This is a genomic window from Parabacteroides sp. 20_3 (genome assembly GCF_964238835.1).
Lineage (GTDB): Bacteria > Bacteroidota > Bacteroidia > Bacteroidales > Tannerellaceae > Parabacteroides > Parabacteroides distasonis.
Map to the genome: position 1 here is coordinate 165,636 of NZ_CAXSNO010000009.1, position 23,081 is coordinate 188,716.

The 23,081-nt window shown below is 46.7% G+C and carries 18 protein-coding genes; 1 reads left to right on the top strand and 17 read right to left on the bottom strand.

Features of this window, described 5'->3' with window-relative positions; all coding sequences use genetic code 11:
• Positions 1-35: 35 nt before the first annotated feature.
• Positions 36-1,523 carry a RagB/SusD family nutrient uptake outer membrane protein gene (locus tag ACESPU_RS18000; protein WP_008780175.1) on the bottom strand — a complete coding sequence of 496 codons (1,488 nt, stop codon included), beginning with the start codon at positions 1,521-1,523 and terminating at the stop codon, positions 36-38.
• A gap of 33 nt (positions 1,524-1,556) precedes the next feature.
• Positions 1,557-4,643, bottom strand: a complete 3,087-nt coding sequence (locus ACESPU_RS18005; protein ID WP_057317176.1) for a TonB-dependent receptor — start codon at positions 4,641-4,643, stop codon at positions 1,557-1,559.
• Between the two features lie 237 nt (positions 4,644-4,880).
• Here ACESPU_RS18005 and ACESPU_RS18010 point away from each other — a divergent pair, with 237 nt between their 5' ends.
• The gene (locus ACESPU_RS18010) at positions 4,881-5,273 is read left to right on the top strand and encodes a YkvA family protein (protein ID WP_250788198.1); all 393 of its coding nucleotides are present in this window, start codon (positions 4,881-4,883) and stop codon (positions 5,271-5,273) included.
• A gap of 7 nt (positions 5,274-5,280) precedes the next feature.
• Here the strand turns inward: ACESPU_RS18010 and bioD are convergent, their stop codons facing one another.
• The 15 genes from bioD to ACESPU_RS18085 all read right to left on the bottom strand — a co-directional run bounded on the left by bioD (position 5,281) and on the right by ACESPU_RS18085 (position 23,077).
• Positions 5,281-5,961, bottom strand: a complete 681-nt coding sequence (gene bioD, locus ACESPU_RS18015; RefSeq protein WP_005864849.1) for a dethiobiotin synthase — start codon at positions 5,959-5,961, stop codon at positions 5,281-5,283.
• A gap of 219 nt (positions 5,962-6,180) precedes the next feature.
• Positions 6,181-6,942 carry a malonyl-ACP O-methyltransferase BioC gene (bioC, locus tag ACESPU_RS18020; protein ID WP_122368848.1) on the bottom strand — a complete coding sequence of 254 codons (762 nt, stop codon included), beginning with the start codon at positions 6,940-6,942 and terminating at the stop codon, positions 6,181-6,183.
• Entirely contained in the window at positions 6,933-7,598 is a 666-nt protein-coding gene (locus ACESPU_RS18025) for a DUF452 family protein (RefSeq protein WP_005864854.1), read from the bottom strand. The genes bioC and ACESPU_RS18025 overlap by 10 nt, the downstream gene beginning before the upstream one ends.
• A 25-nt stretch (positions 7,599-7,623) precedes the next feature.
• Positions 7,624-8,829, bottom strand: a complete 1,206-nt coding sequence (locus ACESPU_RS18030) for an 8-amino-7-oxononanoate synthase (RefSeq protein ID WP_005864856.1) — start codon at positions 8,827-8,829, stop codon at positions 7,624-7,626.
• Between the two features lie 30 nt (positions 8,830-8,859).
• The gene (gene bioA / locus ACESPU_RS18035) at positions 8,860-10,140 is read right to left on the bottom strand and encodes an adenosylmethionine--8-amino-7-oxononanoate transaminase (RefSeq protein ID WP_122368849.1); all 1,281 of its coding nucleotides are present in this window, start codon (positions 10,138-10,140) and stop codon (positions 8,860-8,862) included.
• Complete coding sequence (bioB, locus tag ACESPU_RS18040) at positions 10,137-11,120, bottom strand: biotin synthase BioB (protein ID WP_373133580.1); 984 nt, start codon at positions 11,118-11,120, stop codon at positions 10,137-10,139. Before bioB ends, bioA begins: the two co-directional genes overlap by 4 nt.
• Before the next feature lie 6 nt (positions 11,121-11,126).
• Positions 11,127-11,591: a hypothetical protein gene (locus ACESPU_RS18045; protein ID WP_057326690.1), complete on the bottom strand. Its 465-nt coding sequence runs from the start codon at positions 11,589-11,591 to the stop codon at positions 11,127-11,129.
• A gap of 31 nt (positions 11,592-11,622) precedes the next feature.
• The gene (locus ACESPU_RS18050) at positions 11,623-13,278 is read right to left on the bottom strand and encodes a peptide MFS transporter (RefSeq protein ID WP_057326691.1); all 1,656 of its coding nucleotides are present in this window, start codon (positions 13,276-13,278) and stop codon (positions 11,623-11,625) included.
• A 26-nt stretch (positions 13,279-13,304) separates the two neighbouring features.
• Positions 13,305-14,372 carry a DUF4831 family protein gene (locus ACESPU_RS18055; RefSeq protein ID WP_008773393.1) on the bottom strand — a complete coding sequence of 356 codons (1,068 nt, stop codon included), beginning with the start codon at positions 14,370-14,372 and terminating at the stop codon, positions 13,305-13,307.
• A 160-nt stretch (positions 14,373-14,532) separates the two neighbouring features.
• Positions 14,533-15,273, bottom strand: a complete 741-nt coding sequence (locus ACESPU_RS18060; protein ID WP_036651545.1) for an endonuclease/exonuclease/phosphatase family protein — start codon at positions 15,271-15,273, stop codon at positions 14,533-14,535.
• An 88-nt stretch (positions 15,274-15,361) separates the two neighbouring features.
• Positions 15,362-17,008: a RagB/SusD family nutrient uptake outer membrane protein gene (locus tag ACESPU_RS18065; protein WP_122378797.1), complete on the bottom strand. Its 1,647-nt coding sequence runs from the start codon at positions 17,006-17,008 to the stop codon at positions 15,362-15,364.
• 17 nt (positions 17,009-17,025) lie between these two features.
• Positions 17,026-20,427 carry a TonB-dependent receptor gene (locus ACESPU_RS18070; protein WP_048927649.1) on the bottom strand — a complete coding sequence of 1,134 codons (3,402 nt, stop codon included), beginning with the start codon at positions 20,425-20,427 and terminating at the stop codon, positions 17,026-17,028.
• A 191-nt stretch (positions 20,428-20,618) separates the two neighbouring features.
• The gene (locus tag ACESPU_RS18075; protein WP_036612949.1) at positions 20,619-21,488 is read right to left on the bottom strand and encodes a FecR family protein; all 870 of its coding nucleotides are present in this window, start codon (positions 21,486-21,488) and stop codon (positions 20,619-20,621) included.
• A gap of 82 nt (positions 21,489-21,570) precedes the next feature.
• A complete protein-coding gene (locus ACESPU_RS18080; protein ID WP_083434115.1) occupies positions 21,571-22,125 on the bottom strand; it encodes an RNA polymerase sigma-70 factor in 555 nt (184 codons plus the stop codon).
• Positions 22,126-22,222: 97 nt separating this feature from the next.
• Positions 22,223-23,077: a sugar phosphate isomerase/epimerase gene (locus tag ACESPU_RS18085; RefSeq protein WP_048927651.1), complete on the bottom strand. Its 855-nt coding sequence runs from the start codon at positions 23,075-23,077 to the stop codon at positions 22,223-22,225.
• Positions 23,078-23,081: the final 4 nt, after the last annotated feature.

Genomic DNA, 23,081 nt, shown 5'->3' on the forward strand with positions numbered 1-23,081 from the left:
AATGGTTTTAATGCCATTCCCCTTTTTCTTGTTGGTTACCGTTTATTCTGTACGATATTCGGGTTTGCGTCGATCTCGCTTTGCGGAATCGGGAGTGCTACCCGGGGATCGGAAGCGTTGATCACCTGTGCGTCGGTAGGTAATTGCGGCAAATGCCAACCGCCCTTACGGATTACCGGAATATTGTTACGCATGTAATCAAAGAACGCATGTCCTTCGCCAACCAATTCTTTGCGGCGTTCTTTAAGGATTCTCTCTAGGGAAAGTTCGGAGTCGCTAACGGATTTATTGGGGTTGGCTCGGCTTACGATTTGATTCAGGTAGCCTAACGCCTCGCTACGTTTTCCTAGCTTGAAAGCCGCCTCGGCCGCATTTAAGTATATCTCGGACAGACGGATGATGCATAGGTCATTGTCTTGCGGATTGCCGGTCAATACATCTCCTGTTTTTCCGGGATACTTCGCCAGATATTTAGGATGTCCGGTCGAACCGGTTGGAAGGATATCCTCGTCCGGTTTTTGAGGTAAGCGGCATAAGGCATGGCGAACATCATCCGGGTCTTCACCCAGTAAATCCAAGAAATCTTTCGTCAAGACCAAATTGTTCCAATCTTTCACGTTATCGGCATATACCATGGGAGCGCCCTCTCCGCCACTACCGCCGGAAGGCTCGGTAAGCGTAAAGTAGAACTCGAACAGGGATTCGGAATTGAAGTCTTTTCCCCATACGGAGGTATACTCATCGTGCGTGAACAAGGTATAAAGACCTCCGTTATTGATTACTTCTTGAGCGTATTTAAGGGCGTTCTCGTTGTCGTTCATATATAAATAGATACGAGATAAAAGTGCTTTCACGCTCCATACATTTTGGTGACCGTCGGATTTGGTTGTAACAAGGTTGGGTAAGGCTTCGGTCAGGTCTTTGATCACTTGGTTGTAGCATTCGGCTACCGTGTTGCGAGACGGTTGGTGAGTCGGCAACTCCGTCTTGATCTCGATGGGCACACCCAAGGACGCCCCATTATCCAGTGTATAAGGCATGCCAAAGAGGCGGGTTAAATCGAATAAGGCCAAGCCACGCATAGCCAACGCCTCTGCTTTTATACGGGCGATTTCTTGCGTGTCGGAGGTTTGGACGCTACCGTTGTCTATTTTCTCGATTAAGCTGTTCGCTTGATGAATCACGATATAGGGTTGGTTCCATACTCTCGTGATATTAAAAGCGTCGTCGGCGGCTACGTTGAACAGATAGTACGGAGATACACGTCTGCCGGGACCTTTGTCAATACGAGCTTGTACGTCTTCGCCACGGCAGTCGGCATAATAGAGGTAGTTGTCTCCATAATAACTATGCTCGGATGCTATGCGATAGATTCCATTTAATGCGGTTTTAGCGTCTTCCAGTGACTGAATAGCGTTATCGCTGGTCACGGAAGTGGAGGGATCCAGATCCAGCCAATCTCCGGAACAAGCCGTGAATAAGAAAGGAAGAGCGCTTACGATATATTTAATTGACCATTTCATTGTATTTCTTTTTTATCGAATGAATTGTTGTGTTTAGAAATTAACTTCCACGCCGAAGCTAAAGGTTCGCATGGGCGGTGTCTCGCAGAATACCTCGCCGGATACGGGCACTTCCGGATCATATTGCTTCCATTTCGCCCAAGTCAGCAAGTTGCTGCCGGAGAAATAGACACGGACTTTATCCAGCAAGACTTTATCGGTCCAGTTATGAGGCAGGGTAAACCCGAACGTCAGGTTCTTTAATCTCAAGTGATCCGTACTATGTACGAAGCGAGAGGAACCACCGCTCACTTTGTCGGAGCGTCCCAATACGAAACGGGGAATGTCGGTGATATCACCGGGCTTTTGCCAACGGTCTAACTCATAGATGGGCAGGTTGCGGTTTCCTTCGCTAGCTCCGTCTGTCTCGATATACGTACCGGTCTTGTCGAAAGAATAGCCGCCCAATGAATAAGAGAGCGTAAAGGCCAAGTCGAACCATTTATAAGAAAGGATATTGGTAAGGCCGCCGGATATCTTTGGATCTACTTGTTTATAAGGAACCGCTTGCGCCTCATTGACATCTTGGGTCAAGGTGCGGTCTAGATTGCCGTTCTCGTCTTCCGTATTTTTATAATACAGCGCATTTCCGCTCGAGGGATCTACCCCGGCGAATTCCTTTACATAGAATGTATTGAATGGCAATCCTATTTTCCGGATAAACCAACTACTTTCTACCACTTGATCGAGATTACCATCAAGGGCCACGATCTTATTCTTGTTATGTGTCAAGTTCAATACCGTAGTCCAATTAAAATCTGCGTTCGAGATATTCAAGGAACGAACCTCCAGCTCGACACCTTTATTGTTTAACTGCCCCAGATTACCCAGATAGTTCAGGAATCCGGTCGTGGCGCTGATCGGACGGTTGTAAAGCAAATCCTTGGTGTCACGATTGTAATACTCGAGCGTTACGAAGATGCGATCGATAAACGCGAGGTCTAGTCCGAGGTTCATATTATAGTTCTTCTCCCATTTTAGATTGGGATTGGCTTGTGTGCTTTCATACGAACCGGGGTTATCCATATAGTTCTTTCCGTAACTATATAAGCCCATATAACCGTAATAAGATCCCGGCTGATTACCGTTCACGCCATAAGAGGCACGGATCTTGACATCGCTCAACACCGGCTTTACGGCTTTCATGAAATCCTCGGCTCCCAGATGCCACATGCCTGAGACCGACCAGAAATTACCCCAGCGATGTTCCGGCGCCAATCGGGAACTACCATCCCGGCGGAAACTTCCGGCGATATAATACCGGTTGTCGTAATCATAATTCAAGCGGGTTAGATAAGAAAGCAACCGATAATCCTGTGTAGAGGATACGAAACTGTTTATAACGGCGGCGTTGTCCGGCTCGAATAATTGGTCGGACGGCATCTTGCTTTTCTCACCGGCGGCTTTATCCGTCTGGAAACTTTCCGCCTCATAAGCGGCTAGTACATCCAGATGATGTTTGTTGGCGAATGTCCTTACGTAGTTCAACGAGGTAGAAGAGATCAATTTCCCGTATTCGATAAAACCTTTGGACGATTGGGCATCGCTACCGCTCTTGGGACCCGCCCCGCTTAATGCGTTGAAATAGCGGGCATCCTTCTGGATGCTATAATCGTAGCTGAGTACTTCCTTTAATTTAAGTCCTTTGATAATCTCTACCGCACCGTGCGCCGTACCGAAGATACGGGTCATACGAACCCGGTTATAGTCGGTACGCATATCCCGCAAAGGATTTACGTTCGTTCCGGGATAGGTATTGGCGTAGGAACCATCCTCGTTAAATACCGGGTAGGAGGGAGGAGTGGCTACCGCCATGCAATAGAAAGGATTGATACTGGATGTACGTTCCTCGTTCATCTCTTGATTCACTTGCGAGAACATGAGGTTCGCTCCGGCCTCGCCTCGTTTGCCGATCTTTTGTTGCACGTTAAAGCGTCCGGAGTACCGTTCCATCGATGAGTTCTCCACCAGACCCTCTTGTTTTTGATAACCCAAGGAGCTGTAGACCGTCGTGTTCTCGGAGCCACCGGAAACGGAAGCCTCATAATTTTGATGTACGGCCTGTCTCATCAACACGTCTTTCCAATCGGTATAGCCTAAGGCGGGAACAGAGGTGTACGCCCCGATATTGGCGTTGGCGTACTCTTCCGGAGTCTGGGTGAAAGATGCGGGATCTTTGGCAATCTGGTCTTGCGCGTAATTAACCAAGCCTTCATAAAGTAGTTCCCGGCGTTGCTCTCCGTTGAGGGTCGGGCGGAAGTCTACCGCGGCGTCCGAGAATCCGGCGCTAGCGTTCAACGTGACCCGGGTACGTCCTTTCGATCCTTGTTTGGTCGTGATCAAGATAACACCGTTGGCCGCACGGGAACCGTAAAGGGAGGCGGCGGCGGCATCCTTTATAACCGTGATATTCTCGATATCGGAAGGATTGATCGTACTCATGATGTTGGTCTTGGCATTGTTCATGTAGGAGGCCTCCGAACCGCTTCCGGTACTTAGGTTTCCCGAGGTGACGGGAACTCCGTCTATCACAAACAAAGGTTCGTTCGATGCGTTGAACGAGCCCATACCACGGATACGGATGGATGCGTTCGCTCCCGGTTGCCCGGAGCTTCCCGTGATATTGACACCGGAGGTCATACCTTGTAGTTTCTGTTCTATGGAAACCACCGGCATCTCTTTCAGTAGGTCAGCCCGTAAAGTGTTGGCGGAACCGGTAAAGGAAGAACGTGAGAAGTTACCGTAACCGGTTACCACGACCTCATCGAGGTTCATCGCCTCCGGTTGTAAAGCCACGTTTAAGATACCGCTTTTCGGGATAGATACTTGGGTCTGCTTCATGCCGATGTAATCGACAATAATGAATTTGGCGTCAGGATCAACTTCCAGCGTGAAATGTCCGTCGAGATCGGTCTCCGCTCCCGACAGGCTCCCTTTTACGATAACGGTCGCTCCGATCAGAGGCTCCTTGTCCTCTTGGGAAATCACCGTTCCTTCGATCTGTCTTTTTTGGGCATACGCTACCCCGGGCAATAGAAGTAGACATAGGAATAGTATGCCCCATGTTTTTACATTTCTCATCTCTTTTTGTTTAAAACGTCTTATTAATACCTATACTAACTAGAGGATTATCTGAAAAAGGCGTGCCAGATGTGATAAATCCTGTAGGTTTCTTTATAATTGTTTTCTTATGAGATTATTACGAAAAGCTTTGAATACGGGTGTGGAGGTGGCATTGTGTAATATTTCCTCATTTGATGTGCAATTTTTCTACACTACTTGTTATCTTTGTGAAAGATGATTTAATAGGATTCGTTTATGGACACAAGAAAGATTGAGGATGTTCCTTTCGAGGAAGTACATGAGATACAAAGATATGGGACTTATTTCTCGGAGAAGAGTTTCTGGAAGAAGATAGAGCGGGTAGCGAAGAAAGTGGGGGCTACGGTATTGCGTCCTGTCTTCACGCTGTATTATATGTTACAGGATGAAAAGGTGTCTCTTCAACATAAGGCTTATATAATCGGGGCTTTAGGATACTTTATATTGCCTTTCGACTTGATCCCGGAGAGCGTGCTCCCCATTATCGGCTTCACGGACGATGTGGCGGTGATGACTTTCGTATTGAAAATGGTGAAGGATAGCATTACACCGGAGATCCGGAGAAAAGCGGATCAGAAAATACTGGATCTATTTCCTGATCCGGCTTGATAGGGCGTTATAGCAACGGGCGAATATCGGGAAGCTCCTCGCTTCCCTTTTTCATTTCCGGAAGGAGGATTAAGGGGATTTCCGGGAATTTGGCCTTTAGATACTCCAAGGTATTCGCCTCGATCAGCGGGTCGATGCTTGGATATTGGTTATAGACGATGGCTTTTACCTCGATGCCGTATCGTTCGCAGGCGTACAGGCTGAGCAAAGTATGATTGATACTTCCCAGCTTACCGGACGTGACTAGTATCAAGGGATACGCCTGTTCCTTTACATAATCGATCGTAAGGGATTCCATGTCGTTCGGCACCATCAGTCCTCCGGCTCCTTCCAGTAATACATACTCGTAGGTCTCTCGCAATCGCCGGGTGGATTGGGTGATCGTGTCTAAATCGATACGTCTTCCATCTTTCGCCGCCGCCATATGGGGAGAGCAAGGATAGGTGAAGATATAAGGACAAGTCAACCCTCGCGTGTCCTCGTCGGTAAAGGGTATCCCTTGGATTTGGCGGTGTGCCTCTATATCCTCTGATACGTGCTCGCATCCGGTCTGTATCATCTTTTGGGTGATCACTTTCTTTCCGGCTTTCGCCAATGCCTTGGCGATCATTCCGGTGGCTACGGTCTTTCCGACGTTCGTGTCTATGCCGGAGATAAATAATACATTTTCTTTCGTTTGATGGCTCATTGTTCTGTTGTTTAAATAGTTGCTTGATTAATCTTTTGTCTCTATGGATATTCCCCCTTGTCTCTAAGAGATTTATTCCTTTTCTTCTGTGCTATTGATCTTTTCACCCTTGTGAAAAGAACGTATCACCTAGGTGAAAAGATCGTTTCACCCTTGTGATACGATCATATCATATAGGTGAAAGGATCAATACTTCGGAAGAGGCGACCTACCTCACCTTTATCTTTTGACCACTAAGATATAGAGTGGACGGTAAGTTAATGTGACTCCACCATCCGCCGAGGGGAATCTCTCTTGATAATCCCGGCAGAAACGTTCCTGTTTTCCCCGTGTCCAGACGCAAGAGGCGTTGGCCGTGACACCCGTGTACTTTAGATGTCTTAGCACCTCCAGCGGGTGCCGGAAGGTCAAGGCGATATTTCCTTCCTCTTCATGGACGATCCGGAAGCCGGTGGATAACCACTCCCTTAATTGTCCGGCGGTAGGATAGGTGAGCCCTTCTCCGGTCAGTTCCTTGATCTCGTGAAGGTTGTCTGGCGTGAAGGTGTTGAAAGCCAGCATGCCTCCGGGCGATAGGGTGGACGATAGCTTATGGAGGAAATGCGGAAGGTCTTTCATCCATTGTAGGGCGGAGGCCGAGGCAATCAAGTCGAACGTGCCGGGAAAAGCCAGTCGCTCGGCATCACCGGCCAAGAATAGAGGAGGGGCGGAAGGAAACAACTCCTCGATGGCGCTTTGCCAAGTCTCGCAAAGATCGTTGAGTACCCATTCCTCGATTTGGCATTCTTGTTTTAATAAACGGGTGAATCCGCCGCTTCCGCAACCGATTTCCAGCACCCTGCGGAAATGAGAGGAGGTGTATACGGTCAATAGCTGTACCAGATGGGCGCATATCCGTTTCTGGGCTTCCGCGTGATCGTCGTATGTATTCACCGCTTGGCTGAAACGCCGGCGGATCCGTTCTTGTTCGATTACTTCCATAATTCGTTCCATGATTGATAGTGGTAAAAAGGAAGATGAGGCGCCTTGATCTCTTGGATGGGGCAACGGCCTTGCCAGTAGTTCCGGAGGTTGGTTGCCGGGAATATCTTATCTTCGGTGGACAGGATGGCTTGATCCCAGAAGGCGGATATCCGCGGATCGGCTGATTCGAGCTTTTCCGGGAGGATCTGATTATATAGAGATTCCAGTTCCTCCTTGATCTCTTCCAGCGGACGTGGTGAGAGTTCCGAATAGCGATTGAATGTCTCCTTGTCTCCGCACATCCTGCGGTTAAAGCGACGCATGCCTTCCTCGCTGATATGATGGAGGGTTCCCTCGAAGATTGCGGTCGGGATGCCTAGCGTATCGTGCATGGGAAAAGGGGTACCGTTCAGGGCGGTCGCCGTGGTAAAGGATCGGTGGCCTGCCCAGAGCCGGGTGGCTACCCATACGCCTAAAGACCAAGCGACCAGATGCACCTCCTTATAGGGGGCGAACGTCTCTTCGAACCCGAGCGTCCTGTAATCGTAGGCAATCCATAGGTCTGTCTGCTCCGGTACTTCCAGATGGCGGAAAAGCTCCGGCGAGGTGGACCAGCCGGCGAGACAGAGGATCAGACTAGGGGATCGCTTATTTATTATCTTATCTATATACATACTATCAATTCAATTTATATACATACTATCTATCCAGTTCTCTATCCGGGGGGGTAGAGACGGGGCGTGTCCCGGTGGGAGACGAGGTACGCCCCGTCTCTACAATCAGTTGATGCATATTTTTTATCGTGAGGTTTGCCGTAAGGGAGAAGCGGATACGGGAGGTACCTTTGGGCACTGTCGGCGGGCGAACGGGGAGGCAGTAGAAGCCTTTTCGTTGTAGCTCTTCCGCTTTCCGTACGCAATCCTCGCTCTCTCCCACGATGAAAGGGATGATGTGGCTTTGGCTGATCTCGCCACCTTTGCTCGTTAAAGCTTCCGCTAACAATCGGCTATACGCTAGAAGATTCTCCCGTTCCTTCGTGAACGAGGGGAGTTGCTCCCAGATGAAGGAAGTCCATGCGATTTGGAACGGTGGCAGGGCCGTACTGAATATGAGCGGTCGCATCGTATTGACCAGATATTCCCGTATCGTATGGGAACAAACCAAATAGGCCCCCATAGATGCTAACGCCTTGCCGAAAGTACCGACCAATAGATCGATCTCTTGGATACAGCCTTGTTCCTCGGCGATACCTAGCCCCGTCTTTCCACGGGCTCCGATGGCATGAGCCTCGTCTACGTACAATAGGATATTGGGATATTGCCTTTTGATAGCTATCAGGCGGTTTAAATCCGCTACATCCCCGTCCATGCTGAAAATGCTTTCGGTCAAGATGATGATCGTCTCGTATTGACAGGCGTTCTTTTGTACGAGGCGTTCCAGTTGGTCATAGTCGTTGTGGCGGTAACGGAGGAATGGGGAGCCACTCAACAAGATGCCATCGATGATGCTGGCGTGCACCAGCTTGTCGGCGAGTAATAAGGTCTGTTTATCGGTTAAGGCCGGGAGGATTCCGGTGTTGGCATGATAGCCGCTATTGAAGATCAATGCGGCTTCCCGGTCGAAGGAGCGGGCGATCTGTTTCTCCAGTTTCGTATATACGGAGAAATTACCCGTTAGCAAGCGGGATGATGAGGAGGAGTAGGGATAGAAGCGGTCTTGTGTGGATGCTTGAAACTCCTCTTGTAAATCCTGCCGGCTGGCTAATCCAAGATAATCGTTGGAAGAGAGATTCAGCATACGCATTCCCTCTTTTAATATCCATATTCCTTGATGCTCGACTTCCGGTAGGTGCCTAAGATTCCCGGAGGCTCGTAAAGCCGTAAGTTGCTCGTTATATGATTTCATATATCTATATATTACCCGGTTGTAGATATGTTAATTATGCGTTAATACTCTCAATAATCCGGAGGTTAGTCTGGATAGTTCATACGTGGAGATAACGAAAGGAGGCATGAGATAAACCAGCCGTCCGAATGGACGTACCCATATCCCTTCCTCTACGAATCGACGTTGCAATACCGCCATATCCACCGGATGCTTCATCTCGATCACCCCGATCGCCCCCAATACCCGTACCTCAGCGACTTCAGGCAGCTTGGCGGCTGGCGCTAACTCCGCCCGCAATTGTTCCTCTATAAGCTTCACTTTCTCCTGCCAATGACTGGCGATCAATAAAGAGATCGAGGCCGAAGCGATAGCGCATGCCAAGGGATTTCCCATAAACGTAGGTCCATGCATAAAGCATCCCGCCTCGCCGGAACAGATCGTGTCGGCTATCGGCTTTGTCGTGATCGTGGCGGAAAGCGTAAGATAACCTCCCGTCAATGCCTTTCCGATACACATGATATCGGGTTCGACTCCCGCATGTTCCCATGCGAACAACTTTCCGGTACGCCCGAAGCCAGTCGCTATCTCGTCGAATATCAATAAGACGTTATACCGGTCGCAAAGTTCCCGGGCACGAACGAGGAAAGTGGGGGAGTAGAAATACATGCCTCCTGCCCCCTGTACGACCGGTTCCAAGATCAAGGCGGCGATCTCGTCGGCATGCCGCTCTAGTAAATCCCGCAAGGGAGCCATGGCCTCCTCTCTCCATTCCTCGCCGAATCGGACCGAAGGTTGAGGTATGAAGTATTGGATGGGTAGGCTTCCGGAGAAGATCCCATGCATACCTGTCACCGGATCGCATACCGACATGGCGTGCCAAGTATCCCCGTGATAACCGCTACGGATCGTGGCGAAGGTATGTTTTCCCGGTATGCCTTTGGACTGCCAGTATTGGATCGCCATCTTTAAGGCTACCTCCACGGCGACCGAGCCGCTATCCGCTAGGAATATCTTTTCTAGGGAAGGGGGCAATAGCGGTAGTAATTTAGCGGCCAACTCGACAGCCGGCTCGTGCGTGAATCCCCCGAACATGATATGGCTCATCTTATCCAGTTGGGTTTTAGCCGCCGCGTTAAGTACCGGATGGTTGTATCCGTGGACTGCCGCCCACCAAGAAGACATTCCGTCTATTAGCTCCCTGCCGTCCGCAAGGGTTATCGTTACGCCCTCCGCTTTGGATACCGGATAGACGGGAAGTGGATCGATGGTCGAGGTGTAGGGATGCCATAGATGATCCCGGTCGTATTGTAAAAGTTCGGTTGTTGTCATTTTTCCCAATCGGTGTTTTCGGTGAGTGAATAGCCTTCGGAGGTAAATAAGACTTTGTCTTCCTCTACCTTGCTTCCGATAGTCGTTAATAAGTCTCCGATGATCGCGGAGTTAATCCCGATATATAGGGATTTCCGTTGCGTGGCCTCGCTTAATTGTGCCCGTCCGCCGGAGAAACGGAGAAATGCGTTCGGATTGATCAAGCGGAAAAGGGCGATCGTTGTTAGCCATTCCTCTTCTTCTAGGATCTGTGTATTCTCCATAGGAGTTCCCGGTATCGGCTGTAATAAATTGAGAGGGATGGATAAGACACCTTCTTGCTGTAAGAAACAAGCCATCTCGATTCGCTCCTCCATCGTCTCGCCCATGCCGATAATGCCACCGCAGCAGATACGGAAACCGATTTCCCGGGCGGTATGGATGGTTTCCATCTTCTGCTCGATCGTATGCGTGGAACAGAGTTGACGGAAATAGGAAGGGGCGGTCTCGATATTGCAGTGATAATTCTCCACTCCGCTATCGTAAAGCGATTGGAGTTGGGAGCGGGTTAGCAATCCCATGGAGGCACAGCATTTAATATCGCTTTGCCGCTTGATTTGCCGGATCGTATCGGTGATCTGTTCCAATTCTTTATCCGATACTCGCTTACCGCTAGTCACCAAGGCAAAACGCCGGATACCCTGTTTCCGGTTATATACCGCATGATAGACACATTCCTTGGGCGGAAGCAAAGGATATAAGTTTACGAGGGTCTTGTAATGTCCCGACTGCGCGCACCATTTACAATCCTCGCTGCAATTACCGCTTTTGGCGTTGATGATGGAACAAGTGTCGAACTTATTCCCCATAAAATGGCGGGTGATTTGGTGGGCGGCCTTGTAAAGCGCCTCTTTGTCCGGGTGATTCGCCAAGCTTAAAGCCTGTTCCTCAGTAATTTTCCCACCCTCTAGGATGTACTGCTTTGCTTCTTCTATTGTCATTTTCTCTCATTTAATAATTCCGTGTATATATATACCCAGTTGTAGAGACGGGGCACGCCCCGTCTCTACAACCGGATGGAAATAAGAAAGGCGGGAAGTATTCTTTCGGATACTTCCCGCCTTTACTATATTATATAATGTATAGTGAGCTACACGATGAGCCGGATGAGCGATCTCATTTGATACTAATACCGGGAGTAATGCCGTAAACAGTCCATGCGATACCGCGAGGCTCCGTTTGTTCTCCTCGGTATTCTCCCTCTCCTCGTTATCCTCTTCGAAAAATCCGTCCGTGAACGTACCGATACCGGTATGTAAAGACTGGTTCTTTTTCTCGAAGCGATCGGCTACGGAAAAGGATAATTGTCCGATCGTAACAGCCCTCTGTATACTGATGAAAGCCGCATACGCCTTCCGGCTCCATCTTCTGAAACGGAGTGCCTGCGAACGATATGTATACGACTTCCTCATCCTCTAATTTTCAATTCTCAATTCTCAATTGTCAAGCCACTTTATCCAGTTTCTTCATGATAGAAAACATGAACAACGCAGACAGTAAGCAAAGAACGATCAACACGCTCCATACCATCCATAATTGCATGCTTCCCCACAAATAACCGATGATAGCGACCAGATAGTTACCGATAGCCGTAGCCACGAACCAACCACCCATCATCATACCTTTGTATTTAGGAGGAGCCACTTTGGATACGAAAGAGATACCCATCGGAGAAAGCAATAATTCGGCGAAGGTCAATACCAGATAAGTTGAGATCAACCAGTTCGGAGAAACCAATACCTGCAATTTGCTATCCGCCGCTAAAGCGTCCGGTGTAGGCAAGCCCATAGAACCGATCGCCAAGATCAAGAAACCGCAAGCGGCGATCATCATACCCAATCCGATCTTACGAGGAGCGGACGGCTCTTTCTTCTTATTAGCCAGATAACCAAAGATCGCCAACGATACCGGAGTCAATACAACCACGAAGAACGGGTTAAATTGCTGGAAGGTCTGCGGAAGGATCGTTACGGTTTCCGGCAGAGCCATATATTTGATACCTAGAGCGGCTAATGCGCCCACGGTCACGATGCTGGCGATCGTCTTACCTTTGCTCGTTGTGGATTGTGCGATAGCGAATCCTCCATACACGGCGATAACCAATAATGTTAAGTTAATCACATCAAAGCCGATACGATCCAGTCCGGTCACTTGGTTGGCCGTATAGTCGCGAGCAAAGAACGTCATTGTCAGACCATTTTGATGGAAAGCCATCCAGAAGAACAATACCACGGCGAATACCAGCAGCAAGGCGGTGATACGTTGTTTCGTCTCGGCAGGTGACAATTCCTCTTGCGGAGCGTGGGAAGCCTGTGCTTGTTTGGTATTGACATCCGCATGCTTAAAGGTAGAGCGGAATCCCATATAGATAGCCATCGATATGATCAATGAGATACAAGCTACGCCGAATCCATAGTTGTATGCCTCGGACAACTTCTCGATATACGTGGAACAGAACGTAGCCATATCGCCAGTGAAACCTTGTGCGCTTTGCAGAGCGGCGAGTGCCTCTTTGTTCTCTGCGGAGATTGTTCCGTTTAAGAATTGGTGAGCGAGTGCCGGAATTTGTGACTCGTAGAAAAGGTTATACTTACCCAACATCCAGTCTGTCATTTTAGTGGCAGCCGTAGGTGCGTACATGGCACCGATATTGATCGCCATATAAAACAAACTAAAGGCTTGGTCACGTTTACTTCTATATTCCGGGGCATCATAAAGATTACCTACCATCACTTGTAAGTTACCTTTAAATAATCCGGTACCGCAAGCGATTAGCGCTAGCGAGCCGAACATCATGATTTTTCCCGAGGCGGCATCTGTTGGGATGGCTAATAAAAGATAACCGACAAACATGATGATGATACCCGAGGTAACCATCTTTCCATAACCGAACTTATCGGCCATCATACCGCCAATCAATGGCATAAAATACACGAACGCTAAGAAGCTAGCGAAAATCGTTGATGTCTCAGCGGCCGTATAGCCGAATTTCGCTTGCAAGAATAATGTGAAAATCGCAAGCATCGTGTAATAACCGAAGCGTTCGCCCGTGTTTGCGAGTGCTAGGGCATAGAGACCTTTAGGTTGTCCTTGTAACATGTGTTTTAGATAATATTAGTTTATACTTATTGAATAATTTGCTTTATGGCGCCGGTTTCCGGATAGAAAAGAACCTTGACAGGGGCTTTCTTATCCTCAAACATAACAGGGGCTAATCCTTCCCGTGTTCCGAATTGAGTGATTTGGGCCTCTCCTTTGTAGAGTGTTTTTTTGTTCATTAGTATTTCTATGCTGGCTTTTCCCGGAACATTGTAGACGATTCCTTTCAATGATTTGTCTTTCTTCTCGGCTTCCTTGGCATCAAGGATCGGAGCTCTTTCTGTCGCTTTCAAGTTCATATAGACAGGGGTACCGCCCAAATCGTCAGCGTCTACGATACCTAGCTGCTTGGAGAAACGGAACAATACTTCTTTGTCTAGGTTGTCGTGAGGGATAATGCTTACCTCATAATGCTCGGTTTCTTTGGTCAAGATTCCGGTGAATAGGTTTGTTAATGCTTTTTCTTGCTCCTCCAATTGCTGGATCACCAGTTTCATGGCTTCACCATCGGGGGGTAAATTATCCGCCTCGCCGGTCAAGATGTTCAAACGGCTTTCCCGGATACGGTAAATTTGTTTAGCGGCCACCTCCGCTTGTTTGGCGGTGGAGCCTGCCATTAGTAATTCCTCCGAGAAAACGGAAGCGTCTGTCACTTTTTGCTGAGGACCTTTATTTTTCTTTACAGCATCTAGCTCGGATTCAACAGGCGTATATTCTGCGTTTATCGAGCATAATAATCCATCTTCGGTAAGATAAGCGTAAGGGGCGACCGTACCTTGCTTGAATTCTACGATATAGGTATTATCCGCATCGGGTAATCCCCGGTTGATCAGACTGATTTTTCCGAGATCGAAATAAACCTTGTCTTCCGTGACTGCATCCTTTACGCCTAGATACTTCTCTGCATATTGGTAGTAAGGCCCGGCTTTACAAGTTACTTTCGTCACTTCGGCGTCTACGACTAGCGAGGTCTTGGGCAACGAGTAGGTGATTCCGAAATTATTTGCTTTTACGGCGTTCTTTTTTACCACCTTGGTTTGTGCCATAAGCGGCATTCCGAGGAGTAAACTAGCTATAATGATTATATTCTTCATATCCCAGTTTATTTTAATTCTGTAATATTATTGCGCAAAACTAGGAAATATTTTGCTTAAAACCAATTGGAAGCATTCTTATTGCATGAAAATCCCGGACAACGTTAAGAATTTCTAGATTCGTATTGTTCGGGATTCTGAGGATGTCCGGGGAGAAAGCTTAAAATAGCACGTCTATATAGATCGGCAGGTGATCGGACGACTGGATATCGATCACTTGGTCGTTGATAATCCTAAATTCATGCTTTAGGTCGCCGAAGATATAATCTAAACGCAAGCGGGGATGATCCGAGGGGTAGGTCTCTAACGTAGGGTCGGATAAGAGCCTCCACGTTTGTTTCATCGCCTTGAATTCTTTAGAGTCTGGCTCCATGTTGAAGTCTCCGGTGATCAGGATTGGTTTGTTTTCTCTTTTCATCGTCTCATTGATGAGTCGTATAGAGGCCAGGCGAGAGTCTGGGTCGAGCGAGAAATGTGTGTTACACAAGGTATAGTTCGGATATTCGAGACAAAGGAAGGTACGTGGCTCTTCCTTTCCCGGCAGGGGTATGTATTGGTAGCTGCGAGGTTTCTTGCGGGAGAGTGCGGCGATTCCGTATAATCCCTTAGAACGTTCTGTGGCGGGTGCGAAGATTGGATACATGCCGGTCAACCGTGCCAATTCTGCATATTGGTTGATCCATCCAGAGCGTTCGCATACACTGTCCACCTCTTGTAGCCCGACATAGTCCGGCTGGACCTTGTTGATCACTTCAGCGATTCGCTTCAAATTGGTCTGTTGGTCCATACCGATCCCGATGCGGATGTTGTAGCTCATGATTCTTAACGATTGTCGTGTCTTGCATAGGCCACTTCCCAAATTTAGGAGGGCGATGGTTAGGAGAAATAAGATTCGTTTCATGGATTTCTAAGGTATTTCGTGAATAGAAACCCCCGCAGACAACAAGAAAGGACTGTCTGCGGGGGGCTACAGTTATAAAAATTGAAGATTAATAATTATCGTTCTGTGTTAATGCGCCTCCTACATAGTCGATCTCGCTTTGTGGAATCGGGTAGGGGTATGTCTTATCGGTGACGAGTGTCCCGGCACCGGAATACTTGCCCTCATCAGTCTTGCCGAATTTCTGCATCGTAGATACGAAGGTGCCCCAGCGAATTAAGTCGTAGAAGCGTAATCCCTCGCCTGCAAGTTCGATACGGCGTTCGTGGCGAACGGCGGCACGCAGATCATCGGAAGCTTTCACTTTATACTTAGCGTTGAAAGTATCTTCGGTCACTCGATCGCTCTCCTTGAGATTGAACTTACGGTATTTTGCGTAGCTATCTGTCAAGGAGGTTGTCACGAAGGCACGGTAACGTACTTGGTTGATCAGGTCGGCCGCCAGTTGTTTGTCGCCATCCGTCTCGATCAGGCACTCAGCGTACATCAGCAATACATCGGCATAGCGGATGTGATAGTGGGTCCAATCTGTGTTCAATAAATCGTTTAGTGGCCGTCTGGAGAAGTCTGGATACTGCTTGCGGCTGTGTTGCTGTGGGAAATTGTCGTAGCCGGAATAGTCGTGTACCTCTTCGGAACCATCGTTCTTGACGAATATATCGCCGGATGACAATACCGTGTGTACCAAGCGTGGATCGCCTACCTCATATTCGTCTACCAAATCCTTCGTCGGACACTCGCCGCCCCATCCGCCGGCAATACCGCGACCGACATTCATTTGTGGACAAACGCTACCGCCAGTGTAGCTAGGAATGTAAGAGCGCAGGGTGATGAAGACGGACTCTTTTGACATATAGCCCTCTGTAGCGCTATTGAATAGCTTCTCGTAGTCATCTACTAATTCATAGCTTCCGGATTCGACAACTGCCTTCAGGTCTTTCAGAGCCTCTCCGTAGTTGCCGTAGAACATCAATACCCTAGCACGGAAAGCCATGGCGGCCTCTTTGGTGATTCGCCCAATCTCGCTGGTCGGAAGGCTTTTTGCATTAGGTAGATTAGGTTCGGCAATTGCGGTGTTCAGGTCTTTCAGGATAAAGTTCATGACCTCCTCCTTGCTGGATTTCGTGATCGTACTTTTGTCGACGACTTCCATGGGCTTGTCAATTAGTGGAATATTCTGGAAGATTGTAGCTAGGTCGTAGTAATAGAACGCACGCATGAATTGAGCCTCTGCGATCCATCGCTGTTTGGTTTCTGTGCTGACCAAGCCTCCGGCATCATCGATCAATTCTGATTCAGGTGTGATTAGCGACAGGAATACGTTGCAGGCTGAGATCGCTGTTTGGTAGCGATGAGTCCAAAGGTCGGACAAGACTTGATTAGTCGCCATTGGTGTTCCGCGGGCGATTTCCGTGATACGAACGCGGTCTCCTGCATCAGAGCCGCCTTTGGAGCAGTCATCACTCAATTGATCTCCCAAGACAAATTTCATGTCCTGATAGTTCCAGCTATCCTGTAAGGGCTGATAGCAATTGACCAAAAGTTTGTAGCCGGCATCCTTGGTACTCAGATAAGTTACCTCATCCAATGTTCCCAATGGCGGGCGGTCTAGAAAGTCGCTGTTACAGCTTGTCGTAAGGGCACCGACGCATGCGATCGATACAAGTAATTTCCCTATGTTAACTATAGATTTCATAATAATTCATTTTAAGATTATAATTTCAAACTAAGACCGAACATGAATGTACGCGGTTGCGGATAGAATCCCATATCACAGCCTTTGTAAAGAGGCGAGTTATTGATCTCTCCGATCTCAGGATCTAGTCCGGAATAACCGGTGATCGTGAATAAGTTCTGTGCGGCAACAAAGAAACGAAGGTTGTTGATCGTGATCTTCTTAGTCCATTCGGACGGAAGCGTATAACCGATTGTCAGGTTCTTCAAACGAACATAAGAACCGTTTTCCACATACCAATCGGACATTTCCAAGTTCATGCGGCTATCCGCATCGATTGCGAAGTTCTCGTTTGTACTACCTGGTCCGTTCCAGTAGGTTGTTAATATATCTTTCGGAGCATTGTACCAACCGGTACCTGAATAGATGTCATATTTCAATATGTTTAAGATGTCGTTGCCGACTGATCCTTGGAAGAAGGCGGAAATGTCGAATCCTTTCCATTCTGCGCCTAAGGTCAAACCAAAGGTGAAGTCTGGATGAGGATTTCCTGTCATCGTGCGGTCTTCGTCGTCTAGTTTACCATCTTTGTTTAAATCTTGGAACTTTAAGTCGCCCGGCTTTGCGTTTGGCATTACCATTTGACCGTTGTTCTTGTAGTTGTCGATCTCTTCTTGGGTCTGGAAGACACCATCGGTTTTATATCCGTAGAAATAACCGATCGGTTGTCCTGGCTCTGTCATCGTATAGGAGAAGTATCCTAGATGGATGCCTTTACCCGGAATATTCGCTCCACTGCCTAGGCTTTTTACCTTATTTTTATAGGTGGATACGTTTCCGTTGATATGATATTGGAAGTCGTTCCCGATCTTACCGTCGTATCCTAGCGTTACTTCAAAACCTTTATTGCTTACGCTACCGGCATTCATCCACGGCGTGTTGGGGAATCCTAGTGAACTGGGCACGGGTACTTGCACCAACATATCACTTGTCTGACGGTCAAAGTAGTCGAAGGTTGCTCTCAAGGAACCTTGGAAAAAGGCCAAATCCAATCCGAAGTCCAGTTGGCGAGTAGTCTCCCATTTCAGATCCGGATTACCCACCTGCGTACGTCCGGCATACAAGTTCGTCTGATACGGATTACCGAAGAGGTAGTAGCTACCATTTCCGAATGTATTCATATAGGCTCCGGAGGAGATAGTCTGGTTACCGATCTCACCCCAAGCTGCTCTTAACTTACCTTGTGACAGCCACTCAAGGTTATTCATGAAGCTCTCTTCCGAGAAATTCCAACCGGCGGATACGGAGGGGAAGCAACCCCAGCGATTACCATCCGCAAATTTAGAGGATCCATCCCAACGGATATTGGCTGTGATCATATAACGGTTGTCAAAGGAATAAAATACACGACCGAAATAAGAATTCAGCGTACTTGTGGCGTAGTAGCCTGATGCGGCGGGATTCATGGTACCGGCGTTGATGATCTGCTGGTTCGGGTTGTTGTTGACCTGTCCTTCTTTATAGGCGTAGATCTCTTCGTAGCGTTCTTTCTCCGCGGAGGTACCGACCATGGCTGTTACCGCATGTTTGTCGAATTTTTGATTGTAAGTTAGGTAATTGTCGAATACCCAGTAATCTTTATTCGCTACGCTCCGACTGGCGCCCGCATAAGTGGAGTACTCATCTCCATCCAGATAGTAAGAAGGACGGAAAGAGTCGCTTTGGTTACGGACTAAGTCAAGAGCGATACTGGATTTGAAGGTTAAGAAGGGTAACAACTTGACTTCGCCGGAGATATTACTTTTCGTGGCGATCCCGTGCCATTGATTTAATGCGGAGCGGTCTACCTGTCCAACCGTGTTCGGTTTGTTTGAGTAAATCACGCCTGTATAGCGAGACCAAGGATTGGTCGGCTCATAACCACCCATAATCCGGTTTTGCAAGAAATCTGGGATATCCACTAGGTTGTCGCGATATACCGGAGTGATTGGGTCTGCCGCAAGGGTACTGAACACGGTTGCTGTGTAAGAGTTATTCTCATCTAGGTTGCGCCTGGATTCGTACGTGACGTTCACATTTGCGGAGAGGTTCAACCACTTGGTTACCTCAGAGTCTACGTTCAATCGACCGGAGAGGCGTTCATAGTCGGAACCTTTCAAGATTCCTTGTTGATCCATATAGCCAAAGCTAGCACGGTATCTGAGTTTCTTCATACCTCCAGAGAAAGCTAGGTTGTAATTCTGACTGATAGCTTCCTTGGGTTTACGGGTACTCTCTTTCCACCAATCCGTACCGGATCGTCCTCCGTTTTTCCCTAGGAAAGTAAGGATCTGCTCTCGCTTCTCTGATGTGGCGAAATCATCGATCAAGGCTTTCCCGGATGCGGCGTAAGCCCGGTTCTTATATTCCATGAAACCTTCGGCGTCTAGCATGTCATACGTTTTCACTACATCTTGGAAACCAATGTTCATATCAAACTCGATGTTGCTTCGGTAACTCTCGCCGGAAGCTCCTCGCTTTGTGGACACTAGGATCACACCGTTGGCAGCACGGGCACCATAGATCGCTTGTGCGGAAGCGTCTTTCAATACCTCTATGCTCTCGATATCACGGGCATTTAACCAACCGATATCACCTTGAGGTAGACCATCTACTACATACAACGGATCATTATTATTGATAGTACCGACACCACGGATACGGACATTACCGAGTGAACCTGGGCTACCGGAACTAGATGTTATGGTTACACCGGCTGCTTTTCCTTGCAAGGCGTCGGCAGCGCTGCGAAGCGGTAGGTTCGAGATCTCATCTCCTTTTACTTGAGAAACAGCTCCGGTTAAATCTCTTTTCTTGAAGGAACCGTAACCAACAACTACTACCTCATCCAACTTTTGAGTGTCTTCCGCTAAAGTGACGTTGAGGTTACTTTTATTGCCTATGTTGATACTTTGTTGGAGATAGCCGATGTACGAGAATTCAACGGTAGCGTTGGAGGGAACATTCTCTAGAATGTAGTTTCCGTCCATATCGGTCATAGATCCGATTGTCGTACCTTTCACTACAACGTTTACTCCGATCAGAGGCTCCCCATCTTGTCCTACTACTTGTCCGGTTAGCCGTTTGCGATTTTGGTTGGTGGATGGCAACTCCGTATCTTTCATGGTCTTGTTGGTAAGTACTACGTGATTCTTGACGATCTTATACGTAATATCCGTACCTCTAAAGACATTGTTTAATACTTGTTCTATGGATTCTTCATGGATATTGACATCAACCCGTTTATTCAAATTGATTTGATTGTCATTATAAAAGAATTTATATTCACTTTGGTCTTCAATCGCCTTAAAAACTTCAGTGATAGTTCCTTTTGTGATATTTAAGGATATAATTTGTGCTGATGCCGCTACTGTGTACGGCTGGAAAAAGGTTAAGCACAAACCTAAAAATAATGATTTTTTCAGGGTTCTGTAATTAGTTCTACCGGAACTCCCTATCTGATTAGCCATAATTAATAAATTTAAGATTAATAATAAGATCTAACAATGTTACGTTTTTATCCGTATTACACTAAAAATCATCCATTTCTCATAAGCAAGACTGTTTTTAAGATTAATAATTCAATGATTTATTATTTGATTACTATAGTATCTTTCAGTATTTGATAGCGAATGCCCGTATTCGTCTTTATCACATTGAGAATCTCCGATAAATCTTCGTTGTTACGGAAACTTCCGCTAAACCTTAATTTTTTTATCCCTTGATTTTCATAACGAAATACAACGTTATAGTTCCTTTCCAACAACTTTGTTATATCTTGCAGATACATCATTTCAAAAGACAAGAAACCTCCTCTCCATTGAGCGAATAGTTTCTTATCGTAAGGTACTACTTCTATCTTATTTCTACTTTTATCATAAACCGCCACTTGGTTAGGCTCAAGTAAGACCTCTTGTTTAGTCAACGTAGGTTGTACGGCGACCTTTCCATTGAACAAAGTTGTGGTTAGTTGCGAGTCTTCCATATAAGCGGAAACATTAAAGGCCGTACCAATCGCTTTCACATCGATACCGTTTGCCTTTACAACAAATGGTAAGTCTTTATTCTTTGCGACTTCAAAATAAGCTTCTCCATCCAAATAAATGCTACGATTGGAATGGCCATAGTTCTCCGCATATTCTAAAGTTGTACAAGAGTTAAGCCAAACCCTCGTACCATCCGGTAATTGCAAATAGCTCTTCTCACCTTTGCTCGTTACTAATTTATAATTTCCAACTGTCGATAAGTTCTCTTGATTCGTAAGATACAACGTTGATAGTGAAATACCTATACCCAAAAGCACAGCAGCGGCATATTTCATGTATTGAAGGAATAGCCTTCTTGTTTTCATTTTGGAAATAGTTTTTTTCTCTATGGATGAAAACAAACGCTCCCACTCCCTATCAACATCTACTTCGTCTTTGAGACTTTCCGCAATTATATTTTTTATATATTCTTTCATTGTTTTTTCTCGATTCTATATGTATGACACTTCAAAACGATGTGCTACTTACAAGATTGATAGATTTTTGTATTATATTTTTTCAAGAAACCAGATAGTCTTTCAATCTACTTTTCAAAATCTTAAGGGCTCTATATATCTGTGTTTCCACTGTACGGACGGAGATAGCCAATTTATCTGCGATCTCTTGGTTCTTGAGTCCATTTATACGACTCAATTTAAAAATGGATTTACATTGATCTGGTAATTCCTCTATCGTATTTTCCGTGATTCGTTCTATTTCAAAAATACTAAGTATCGAATAAGGATCATTATCTTCCACAGCCTCTTGTTTATCCATCTCTGATATTTCATATCGGGGAATGTCAATGGTTCCGGTAGAACGAAGGTAATTGAGGCATTCGTTCTGTATAGCCCTGTATAAATAAGCGTTTAAAGACGTGTGAATATCGATGTTCTCACGCTTTTCCCAGAAGCGGAGGAAGACGTTTTGTAAGATGTCTTTTGCGTCTTCCGGGTCGGGGATAAATTTTCGGCAATGTATATAAAGTTGGAGATAAACAGACTTGAACAGGGTATTAAAGGCGGCTATATCTCCTTGTTTGATCAATTCGATTATTTTGTTGTCAGATGCCATTTTATTCCCGTGTATTATTAGAAAGGTGGAGCGTATAGGCAAGGAGAACATTCCTTGGGCCTATACGCTTACTGCCTGTCAATTAATGCTAACCCTATTATAAGATTTCGTTTGCGGTTTTATTGAAATATTGGATACATTCTTTAATATCCGGTACTGAGTTTTCCCAGTTGTATTCATACTCGATAGAGAATACTCCCTTGAAATTCTGGGATTTGAGTTCTTTCAACATTTCCTTTACATCTAGGATGCCTGTGCCCCAGATCACGTCGTGCTGCTCATTCTCTCCTGCTTTTTTCGGGGCGATATCCTTGAAATGCAAAGAGATGATTCGACCTTTGAGTTGCTTTAAGCAATCAATCTGGTTTAGCCCCTCCCGACGCCAATGCCCCACATCTGAACAAGAACCTAGCAAGTGGCTGCGTCCGGAAATGGCTTTCAACAAGTTCTCCGGTTTCCAATACTCGGAAGGCTGCGGGTGATTATGGACGGAGATCTTAATGTTGTATTGCTTGGACAATTTTTCTACCAGGTCCCAATCGCTTAAAGCCGGTTCGCAAGTAATGAACTCTAGGTCCATCGCTTTCGCGAATTTGAACATCTTTTCCCAATCGGACGACTTTTCGGCTACATACACCCCGGTTCCTACGATCTTGATACCTTTGGATGCCGCAAGCTCCTTGATCTCTTTCTGAGTTTGTGCATCGAGGTTAAAATCGAATACTTTATCTCCCCATTTACCACCGAGCTTATGGCCGGGATAAATCTCGATGTATTTCAATCCCAGTTCTTGTGTCTTATCGAGAGCTTCCGTCAAAGGGAACAGGTGGAAACTATAGGATTGCATCCCTAGACGCCATCCGTTCTTCTCGGCCTTCGTTTGCGCTTCGGTTGGAATAGCCAATAGGCAGCAAACGATCGCTATCATTATTTTATAGATATGTCTTATCATATTC

Excerpts from the sequence above, each read along its gene's own strand:
- ACESPU_RS18000 (WP_008780175.1), bottom strand. The coding sequence starts at position 1,523 with ATGAAATGGTCAATTAAATATATCGTAAGCGCTCTTCCTTTCTTATTC.
- ACESPU_RS18005 (WP_057317176.1), bottom strand. The coding sequence starts at position 4,643 with ATGAGAAATGTAAAAACATGGGGCATACTATTCCTATGTCTACTTCTA.
- ACESPU_RS18010 (WP_250788198.1), top strand. The coding sequence starts at position 4,881 with ATGGACACAAGAAAGATTGAGGATGTTCCTTTCGAGGAAGTACATGAG.
- bioD (WP_005864849.1), bottom strand. The coding sequence starts at position 5,961 with ATGAGCCATCAAACGAAAGAAAATGTATTATTTATCTCCGGCATAGAC.
- bioC (WP_122368848.1), bottom strand. The coding sequence starts at position 6,942 with ATGGAAGTAATCGAACAAGAACGGATCCGCCGGCGTTTCAGCCAAGCG.
- ACESPU_RS18025 (WP_005864854.1), bottom strand. The coding sequence starts at position 7,598 with ATGTATATAGATAAGATAATAAATAAGCGATCCCCTAGTCTGATCCTC.
- ACESPU_RS18030 (WP_005864856.1), bottom strand. The coding sequence starts at position 8,829 with ATGAAATCATATAACGAGCAACTTACGGCTTTACGAGCCTCCGGGAAT.
- bioA (WP_122368849.1), bottom strand. The coding sequence starts at position 10,140 with ATGACAACAACCGAACTTTTACAATACGACCGGGATCATCTATGGCAT.
- bioB (WP_373133580.1), bottom strand. The coding sequence starts at position 11,120 with ATGACAATAGAAGAAGCAAAGCAGTACATCCTAGAGGGTGGGAAAATT.
- ACESPU_RS18045 (WP_057326690.1), bottom strand. The coding sequence starts at position 11,591 with ATGAGGAAGTCGTATACATATCGTTCGCAGGCACTCCGTTTCAGAAGA.
- ACESPU_RS18050 (WP_057326691.1), bottom strand. The coding sequence starts at position 13,278 with ATGTTACAAGGACAACCTAAAGGTCTCTATGCCCTAGCACTCGCAAAC.
- ACESPU_RS18055 (WP_008773393.1), bottom strand. The coding sequence starts at position 14,372 with ATGAAGAATATAATCATTATAGCTAGTTTACTCCTCGGAATGCCGCTT.
- ACESPU_RS18060 (WP_036651545.1), bottom strand. The coding sequence starts at position 15,273 with ATGAAACGAATCTTATTTCTCCTAACCATCGCCCTCCTAAATTTGGGA.
- ACESPU_RS18065 (WP_122378797.1), bottom strand. The coding sequence starts at position 17,008 with ATGAAATCTATAGTTAACATAGGGAAATTACTTGTATCGATCGCATGC.
- ACESPU_RS18075 (WP_036612949.1), bottom strand. The coding sequence starts at position 21,488 with ATGAAAGAATATATAAAAAATATAATTGCGGAAAGTCTCAAAGACGAA.
- ACESPU_RS18080 (WP_083434115.1), bottom strand. The coding sequence starts at position 22,125 with ATGGCATCTGACAACAAAATAATCGAATTGATCAAACAAGGAGATATA.
- ACESPU_RS18085 (WP_048927651.1), bottom strand. The coding sequence starts at position 23,077 with ATGATAAGACATATCTATAAAATAATGATAGCGATCGTTTGCTGCCTA.